We start from the raw sequence: 1,335 nt of genomic DNA on the forward strand, positions 1-1,335 counted from the left end.
ATCGGTACCGGAGATCACCAGGCGCAAGCTCTCCAAGCCGCCGTGACGGCGGCAGTAGGCGGCCAGATCCCGCAGCAGCGTGCCGGGAACGATCTCGGCGACCTCGACCCGATGCTCATCCAGCGCGCGATACAACTCCTCCACCGACACGAAGTCCGACTGCGGCAAGAACACCACGCTCCGCCCGAAACAAAGAGCCCGGACAATGTCACCCACCGACACATCGAACCCAGCCCCCGCCATCGACAACACCACACCAGGACCACCCACCCGCTCCAACGCCGCACCCCAACCGGCGACATAACCAGCCAGCGCCCGATGCGAAACCCCAACCCCCTTCGGCCGCCCCGTCGACCCAGAGGTGTAGGCCACATACGCCAGCCCCTCGCCGGCGATCGGCATCACGCGCCCAACAGCCCGCGCCCCATCACCAGTGCCCCAGCCCGGCGCCTGGTCCAGCCGATCCACCAGCACAACCGGCCCATCGAAGTCCGGCAGCCCCCCTGCCAGCCCGCTGTCGGTCACCACCACAGCAGCACCGCAGTCGTCCAGCATGAAGGCGAGCCGCTCAGCCGGATACCCCAGGTTGAACGGCACATACACCCCACCACACTTCAACACCGCGACAAACGCCACCACCAGATCAACGCCCCGACCCAGCAGCACCCCCACCGGTACCTCAGGGCCAACCCCACACCCCGCCAGCACCGCCGCCAGCTGAGAAGCCCGGACCTCCAACTCCCCGAACGTCAACCGCTCCGACCCACATACCACCGCCACCGCATCCGGACTGACGGAGCCCCACTCCTCCACCAACCGGTGCACCGACACAAGAGCACCGTTGGCAGCCGCCCCGGCGCCCCAGCGCACCAGCTCGGCCGACTCCCCAGCCGAAGCCAGCGCCACGTCGCGGACCAGGACCTCGCCACCGTCAGTCGCCACCGCGTCCAGCACCTGAGCGAACTGCTCCAGGAGCCGATCAACCGTCGCCCCGTCGAAGGCGGCGGTGGAGAATTCCACTTCCAGACGCAGTGATCCATCAAGGTCAACCGCGAAGGTGATCGGATAGTTGCCCTGCTCCAGCGACTCCAGGGAGACGAACCCCAGCCCGTTGCCCGGGACGGCCACACCATCCGGCAGTTCTTCCTGCGGGTAGTTGCCGAACACCATGATGCTGTCGAACAGCGACGTCCCGCGAGGCACCGCCGAGTACCGCTGCACATCGACCAGCGGCGTGTACTCGAACCGCTGCAAGGCAACCTGGTTGTCCTGCAACTCCCGAAGCCACTCGATGAACGCCACATCGGAAGGCACCCGAGCGCGCAACGGCAGCGT

At 67.2% G+C, this 1,335-nt stretch carries 1 protein-coding gene; it reads right to left on the reverse strand.

What is annotated here, in order from left to right:
- The coding region (locus DQW85_RS07665; RefSeq protein ID WP_275888182.1) for an AMP-binding protein at window positions 1-1,326 on the reverse strand (1,326 nt) is incomplete at its 3' end.
- Window positions 1,327-1,335: the final 9 nt, after the last annotated feature.

It is taken from the genome of Nonomuraea lactucae, from assembly GCF_003313395.1.
In the GTDB taxonomy this organism is placed as follows: Bacteria; Actinomycetota; Actinomycetes; order Streptosporangiales; family Streptosporangiaceae; genus Nonomuraea; species Nonomuraea lactucae.